Here is a 7,349-nt window from a genome sequence, read left to right on the forward strand (position 1 = left end):
CGCCGGCTTCCTAACGTGATCAGCGTCAAGGAAGGAGACCGAGGTGCTGGAGCAGCTGAACGAGGCCCTGGACCACATCGATGCGCGGCTCGACCAGCGGATCGATGTGGCCGAGCTGGCGCGGATCGCGATGACGTCGGAGTACCACTTCCGGCGGCTGTTCTCCGCGCTGGCGGGGATCTCGCTGTCGGAGTACATCCGGCGCAGACGGCTCACCCTCGCGGGGGCCGAGGTGCTCGCGGGGGAGCGGACGCTCCTGGAGATCGCGGTGCGCTACGGCTACGGCTCGGGGGAGGCGTTCGCGCGGGCGTTCCGGGCCATGCACGGGGTGGGCCCGGGTGAGGCCCGGCGGGCGGGTGCCTCGCTGAGCTCCCAGCCGCGGATGTCCTTCCGCCTCATCGTCGAAGGGAGCAGCAGTATGCGATACCGGGTCGTGGAGAAGGAGCGGTTCCAGGTGGTCGGCAGGAAGGTCCGTGTTCCGCTCGTGCACGAGGGGGTGAATCCGGCGATCGCGGAGTTCATCCGGGGGCTCGGCCAGGAGACGATACGGCGGATCGCCGCTCTGTCCGACCAGGAGCCGGAGGGGATCCTGGGGGTGAGCGACAACCTCGACCCGAGCCGGGCCGAGGGAACCGAACTCGACTACTACCACGGGGTGGTGACCGGGGCCGCCGCCCCGGAGGACCTGGACACCCTCACCGTCCCGGCGGGGGCATGGGCCGTCTTCCAGAACTCCGGGCCGTTCCCGCAGGCGCTCCAGTACCTGTGGCGGGACGTCTTCACGCAGTGGTTCCCGTCCAACCCGTACCAGAGCAGGCCGGGTCCGGAGATCCTGCGCACCCGGCTGTCGCAGGACGGGGCGCGGGCGGACGCGGAGCTGTGGATCCCCGTGGAGCGGACCGCGGTCTGACGGACCGTACCGTGGTCCGGTCCGGCCGCCCGTGCCTCGCCCGGGCGGCCGGACCAGGGGGTGTCACCCGCGCTTCCGCGCGCCGCGGTCCCCTCGGACCAGGCCCGCGACGAGCGCGAGGAAGGGAATGACGGCGAGGACGACGCTCGCGCCCACACCGACGCCGGTGACGAGGGTGAAGTTGGAGAACACCAGCCACAGCGCGGTCAGCAGTCCGGCGACGGCCAGCACCGGCGCGATCCGGGTCTGCCAGACCCTGCCCGCGGCGAGCCGGGCGTCGCGCGCGAAGAAGGCGACCACGGCGATGGACGTGATCAGCATGAGCAGGATCATGCCGACCGTCGCCACCCCCGCCATGGAGCCGAAGACGCCCACCAGCGGATCCAGTCCGACGACCGCGCAGCACACGACCAGGACCAGCGCGGTGACGGTCTGGACGACCGAGGAGACGGACGGCGAGTGGTGGCGCGGATGGACGACGCCCAGCCGCGCGGGGAGGAGGTCCTTACGGGCGAGGGTGAAGGTGTAGCGGGCGATGACGTTGTGGAAGGAGAGCACACAGGCGAAGAGGCTGCTGAGCAGCAGCACCTGCATCACGTCCCGCAGCGCGGTGCCGACGTAGGCCTGGGCGGTGTCCATGAGCATGTTGCCCTGCCCGTCCAGGGTCTTCTGGGCCACGGCCGGGGCGTCGTCGGTGCCCGCCGCCAGGACCAGCGCCCAGCAGGACAGCGTGTAGAACCCACCGATGATCAGGACGGCGAGGTAGGTGGCCCGGGGGATGGTCCGCTCCGGGTCGCGGGCCTCGTCCCGGAAGACGGCGGTGGCCTCGAAACCGATGAATCCGGTGATGGCGAAGAGCACGGCCACGCCCAGCGGTCCGGAGAGGGCCGCATGCGGGGTGAACGACTCGGCGTTGACACCGTGGGCGCCGCCCCGGGTGAAGATCCCGGCGTCCAGGACGAGCACCACCGCGATCTCCAGGACGAGTGCCACACCGAGGACCTTGGAGCTGAGGTCGATATGGCGGTAGCCGAGGAAAGCCACGATGGCGAGCGCCGCCAGCGCCCACACCCACCAGGGCAGGGACGGCCCGCCGAAGGTGTGGAGGACGTCGTTCACGGCCCATCCCAGATAGCCGTAGACGCCGACCTGGATCGCCGTGTACGCGACGAGCGCGACGGCGGCCGTGCCCACTCCGACCCGGTCCCCCAGGCCGCGGGTGGCGTACGCGTAGAAGGCCCCGGCCTGCGGAACGTGGGGCGTCATGGTGACGAAGCCGACCGCGAACACCAACAGGACCAGCGAGGCGAGGGCGAAGCCGACGGGGGCTCCGGCGCCGGGGCCGCCGGCGATGGCGAGCGGGACGTTGCCGCCGACCACCGTGAGGGGCGCGGCGGCGGCGATCACCATGAAGACGATGGCGCCGGTGCCGAGCCGCCCCGAGAGATTCGTCGTGGTCTGTCGCGGGGTGGATGCGTGCACTTCGGGGTCGGTCAGCATGACGGGTCCTTGGTGGCGCGGGCGGACGGGGTGAAGAGGTCTGGCCGGAGGTCGGTCAGATACGGATTGGCCTTGCGCGCTGTCCGGACCGTGTGCGGTTCCACGGTGGCGAAGAGCAGCCGGTTGCCGTGTTCGACGCTGTCCAGCACGGTCGCCGACGGGCTCACGATGGAGCTGCGGCCGACGTAGCGCAGTGAACCCTCGTCGCCGTCATGGTTGACGTAGGCGATGTAGATCTGGTTTTCCCAGGCGCGCACCCTCAGCAGGTGCTCGGCGATGAACTCGTACGGTTGCATCTGGGCGGTCGGGACCGCGACGAGGTCCGCGCCGGCGAGGGCGGCGGCCCGTACGTTCTCGGGGAACTCCACGTCGTAGCAGATCAGCATCGCGATCCGGACGCCCGCGTACGTGATGACGGGAGCGGTCCGGTCGCCCGGGGTGAAGTACCTGCGGTCGAGATCGCCGAAGAGATGGTTCTTGCGGTGGCGGCCGAGGATCGCTCCGGCCCGGTCGATGAAGAAGGCGCTGTTGTAGCAGGCGCCGTCGTCGTGCTCGGGGGCGCCGAGGACGAGCGCGATGCCGTGGGCGGCGGCGATCTCCTGGGCCGGGGAGAGCAGATCGGTGCGGGCCAGGTCCCGGACGGCGTCGCCGATGTCGTAGCCGGTGATGAACAGCTCGGTGGTGATCAGGAGTTCGGCGCCTTCGGCACGGGCCCGGCGGCATGCCGCGTCCAGTTCGCGGAGGTTGGCGGCGACGTCGCCGGGCGTTCCCGCCGTCTGGAGTCCGGAGATCTTCATCAGTGCCTTCGACCGTGGGTGTCCTGGGGTGAATTCGAGCCATGAAAACATGCTCACTTTGATCAGGTAAACCCCCGGAGGTCACGGTTCCGCAAAGCGCCGGGCTCCGTACGAGGATCGTGGGGAGGGCCCTTGGGCGGGATGCCTACGCTGAGGGAATGGCGACCCAGGAACCGTCCGGCGCACCGAGCGCCCTGACCAGCAGCGCCCTCGCCGCGATCCGCCGCACCAGCGCCGTCGACACCGTACGGGCCCGGATCTCGCTGGCGGTGGACCTGGGCCTGCTGGCGCCCGGCGAGCGGCTGCCCAACGTGCGGGCCACGGCCGCGGCGCTCGGGGTCGGCGAGATCACCGTCCGCCGGGCCCTCTCCACCCTGGAGCGCGAGGGAGTCGTCCAGCGGCGCCCGGGGCGTACGGGCGGCACCTTCATCGCGGAGCGGCCCCGCCGCCGCACCGTGGCGCAGGTGGCCGCGTACCGGGAGGACAGCGATCGGGTGCACCGGCTGATCGACGAGCGCATCGTGCTGGAGGCCGGTTTCGCACAGCTGGCCGCCGAGCGGCTCGGCCGGCCGGGGCTCGACCGGCTGGACGAGTGCGTCCGGGAGATGGACGCGGCCGAGAGCTGGGCCGAGTTCCACGCCGGCGACAGGCGGTTCCACCTGGCCCTGGCCGAGGGCGCCGGGCTGCCCGCCGCGCTGGGGATGTACGAGCGGGTCACCGGAGAGCTGTACGCGTACTTCCTGCCATATCCGCTGGACTACCTCCGCCGCAGCAACGAGCAGCACAAGGCCATCAGGGCCGCCCTCGCCGCGCGGGACGCCGCCTCGGCGGCCGCCCTGCTCCGGGACCATGTGGCGGAGCTGCACCACTCGATGTACGTCGGCCTCGCGGACACCGCCGAGCGGGGCGAGGACGGCTGACCCGAGGCCGTCGGTGTCCGTGGCCGAATCTGTGGCTGACTCCACAGATCGCATGGTGAGACCGGGGTCCAGTTCTTGAAACCCGGACCATATCCTGGAGTACATGTCCGCACCCGCCCGTCTGCTCTGTCTCGCGCTGTTCGCGAGCTCGGCGTGGTGCGTCGACGACGGCCTCTGTCGCCGCTGAGCCGGAACCGGCCGGTTTCCCCCACCGCGCGCCGCCGCCTCGGCGCCGCGCCGTCCGGCCGGGCCCTCCCGCCCAGCGTCATCCCTCTCTCCTCATCTCCGGAGTCCGCACGTGACCACCGCCCCGCCCGCCGATGCGGCGAAGACCGCCGCACTGCTGTCCCCCTCCCCCACCTCCGTGCCGCGGCCGGAGGCGCCCGCCGCGCCACCGGTGCGGCCGGTGCCGCTCGCCGTGTCCGGACTGCTCGCCGCGGCGCTGACCGCGTACGTATGGTCCGCCCACGGGGCCAAGCCCGGCGTCCTGCTGCTGCTCGGCCTCGCCCTGGGCGTCGCCCTCTTCCACTCCCGCTTCGGCTTCACCTCCGCCTGGCGGCAGCTGGTGGCCGTCGGCAACGGCACCGGGCTGCGCGCCCACGCCCTGCTGCTGGGCACCACGGCCACGCTGTTCGCCCTGCTCATCGGGACGAAGACCGGACTGTTCGGGTCCGTGCCGGCGCCCTCGGGCGGACCGCTGGGGCTCGGGCTGCTGATCGGCTCGTTCCTCTTCGCCGTCGGCATGCAGCTCGGTGGGGCCTGCGCCTCCGGCACCCTCTTCGCGGTCGGCTCGGGGCAGACGTCGATCGTGCTCACGCTGGGCGGCTTCATCGGCGGCGCCACCCTGGCCGCCTGGCAGTTCGACCTGTGGAAGGACCTGCCCTCGCTGGAGCCGGTGGTCATGGCGGACCACATCGGCTGGTTCGGCTCGTGGGCGGTGACCATCCTCGTGCTCGCCGCCATCGTCCTGGTCAGCCGGCGCGTCCAGGCCCGCCGCAACCCGCCGCCGATCGGCCCGGTGCCCTCCGCGCGGGGTGCCGCCGCGCGCGTGCTGCGCGGCTCCTGGCCGCTGGCGGTCGGCGCGCTGGCGCTGGCCGTGCTGGGCGCCGGTGTGCTGCTGGTCTCCGGTGGCGCGTGGGGCGTCACCAGCGCCTTCAGCCTGTGGGGCTCAGAGCTGGTGCGCGCGCTCGGCGGCCATCCGGAGAGCTGGAGCTGGTGGCAGCAGCCCGGGAACAAGGAGATGCTCGCGGGGCCCGTGCTCGCCGACAAGACCAGCCTCACCGACATCGGCATCATGATCGGCGCGGCGGTCGCCGCGGCGCTCGGCGGCACCTGGACCCTGCACCGCGGGGTGCCGTGGCGTACGGCGACCGCGGCGGTGCTCGGCGGGGTGCTGATGGGCATCGGTGCCCGGTTCGCGGGCGGCTGCAACATCGGCGCCTACCTCGCGGGCATCGCCTCCGGCAGCCTGCACGGCTGGGTCTGGGGCGCCTTCGCCCTCCTCGGCACCTGGGCCGGGCTGAAGCTGCGGCCGCTCTTCGGACTCGGGAACCCGAAGCCGGGCGACGGCGTCTGCTGACGGCGGCGGGGCCGTGGGCGGTTCACGTTCCCTGACGGCTGGTCAGCAGCCGATACGGGAGGTGCCGACGGCCACGTCGTCGTACCAGAGGGTGTCGTCGCCCTCGCCGTAGCTCTCCCAGCCCAGCCGCAGATCGGCCGGGGCGGGCCGCCACCCGCCCCGGTTCAGCCACTGCTGGTCGACGTCCTGGGTCGGAGTGCCGTCGACCACCAGGCCGGTGACGAGCCCGCCGTTCACCCAGGTGTCCAGCCGGCCCACGGTGCGGTCGAGGCGGAACTCCAGACACGTCCAGGTGTTGACGGGCAGAGGGGTGCTGAGCGCGACGCCCGCCGGGCTCTGGGCGGGGAGGGTGGCGTCGTCCGACTCGCGGTTCCACTGGAGCGCCTTGTTCTGGCCGCCCATGCGCAGGTCCTTGCCGTTGTCGTTGGCGTCGCGCAGCGCACCGAACGTGACGTGCTGGGCGGGCAGCGCGGTGGTGTGGCGGACCCAGAAGCGGGCGTAGAGATCGCCGCCGGACGGCAGACCGGACAGCGAGGTGCCGGCGAAGGCGTGGTTGCAGTACCCCGCCTTGCCGGTGATCCGCACCGACTTGGTGCCGCCGTGCGCCATCGTGGTGTCCACGGTGGCGGTGCCGGTGCCCGAGCAGTTGGCGACGGCCGTGGTCCAGCGGCCCGCGGGGGTGGTCCCGGTCTGGGACTCGAAGTCCTCGCAGAAGCCGTTGGCGGCACAGGCCGCCGGTCGTGCCGAGGCCCGTGGCGCGGCCGGGGCGGCCAGCGCCACCGCCACGGCCACCGCGGCGACGGCCAGGGCGCGGTGTGGTGTGGAGGTCATGGGAGATCCTTCGGCTGGTGGGGAGGGTCGGGAGCACTTGGAGCGGGCTTGGGAGTGCGAGCTTGGGAGCGCTCCCATATATCTCTCGCACTGTAGCCCGTACATGACAAGCCGGGAAGGCCGGATGTCCTCGCGACCGGCACCCGAGCCGCTTCGCCCTTCGGTCACCAAAAGGTTCCTCAGTCACCGAAAAGTGCGTTCTTCCATGCCAGAGGTCACTCTCTTACGGTTTCCGAGTAACCACCAGAGAGCACGGACTCTTGGGTTCCGTGACAGCGAGCGAGCCCTTGGGCCCCATCACGAGAAGGCAGGCAGCATGGCCATCACCCTGGTAAACCCCAGCGGATTGCCGGAGATCGACGCGTACCGACAGGTGTCGATCGCGACCGGGTCGAGGCTGATCCACATCGCCGGGCAGGTGGCCTGGGACGCCGATGGGGTCACGGTCGGCGAAGGCGATCTCGCCGCTCAGGTCGAGCGGTGCTACCTCAACATCGCCACCGCCCTGGCCGAGGTCGGTGGCTCCTTCGACGACGTGGCGAAGCTGACTGTCTACGTCATCGACTGGACCCCCGACAAGATGCCCCGGTTCCTGGAGGGGGCCGCTCGGGCGGCCGCGAAGCTGGGGGTCACCCCGGTCCCGCCGGGCACGCTGCTGGGCGTCGCGGCGCTGGACGTACCCGAGCACCTGGTCGAGATCGAGGCCACCGCGGTCCTCGACTGAGCGTGGCCGCGGGGGGGGGGCACCCCCCCCCCGGGGGCAAAACCGAAGCTGGTGGGGGGTCCCGTCTTTTTGGGGGTGGGGAGGGGGA

General features: G+C 71.9%; 7 protein-coding genes. 4 read left to right on the top strand and 3 right to left on the bottom strand.

What is annotated here, in order from left to right; translation table 11 throughout:
* Positions 1-43 precede the first annotated feature (43 nt).
* The gene (locus ACT2CW_RS20650; protein WP_445517721.1) at positions 44-910 is read left to right on the top strand and encodes an AraC family transcriptional regulator; all 867 of its coding nucleotides are present in this window, start codon (positions 44-46) and stop codon (positions 908-910) included.
* A 63-nt stretch (positions 911-973) separates the two neighbouring features.
* Here ACT2CW_RS20650 and ACT2CW_RS20655 read toward each other — a convergent pair whose 3' ends face one another.
* A complete protein-coding gene (locus ACT2CW_RS20655; RefSeq protein ID WP_445517722.1) occupies positions 974-2,410 on the bottom strand; it encodes an APC family permease in 1,437 nt (478 codons plus the stop codon).
* Positions 2,404-3,207: a carbon-nitrogen hydrolase family protein gene (locus tag ACT2CW_RS20660; RefSeq protein ID WP_445517723.1), complete on the bottom strand. Its 804-nt coding sequence runs from the start codon at positions 3,205-3,207 to the stop codon at positions 2,404-2,406. Before ACT2CW_RS20660 ends, ACT2CW_RS20655 begins: the two co-directional genes overlap by 7 nt.
* A 158-nt stretch (positions 3,208-3,365) precedes the next feature.
* Between ACT2CW_RS20660 and ACT2CW_RS20665 the strand changes: the two genes are divergently transcribed.
* Positions 3,366-4,127 carry a FadR/GntR family transcriptional regulator gene (locus tag ACT2CW_RS20665; protein WP_445517724.1) on the top strand — a complete coding sequence of 254 codons (762 nt, stop codon included), beginning with the start codon at positions 3,366-3,368 and terminating at the stop codon, positions 4,125-4,127.
* Between the two features lie 298 nt (positions 4,128-4,425).
* The gene (locus ACT2CW_RS20670; protein WP_164424825.1) at positions 4,426-5,706 is read left to right on the top strand and encodes a YeeE/YedE family protein; all 1,281 of its coding nucleotides are present in this window, start codon (positions 4,426-4,428) and stop codon (positions 5,704-5,706) included.
* Between the two features lie 42 nt (positions 5,707-5,748).
* On the opposite strand, the gene ACT2CW_RS20675 is transcribed toward ACT2CW_RS20670, so the two are convergent.
* Positions 5,749-6,537 carry a hydrolase gene (locus ACT2CW_RS20675; RefSeq protein ID WP_445517725.1) on the bottom strand — a complete coding sequence of 263 codons (789 nt, stop codon included), beginning with the start codon at positions 6,535-6,537 and terminating at the stop codon, positions 5,749-5,751.
* 316 nt (positions 6,538-6,853) lie between these two features.
* Between ACT2CW_RS20675 and ACT2CW_RS20680 the strand changes: the two genes are divergently transcribed.
* The gene (locus ACT2CW_RS20680; protein WP_445517726.1) at positions 6,854-7,261 is read left to right on the top strand and encodes a RidA family protein; all 408 of its coding nucleotides are present in this window, start codon (positions 6,854-6,856) and stop codon (positions 7,259-7,261) included.
* The last annotated feature ends 88 nt before the right edge of the window (positions 7,262-7,349 follow it).

This window comes from Streptomyces sp. NEAU-174 (assembly GCF_052665095.1).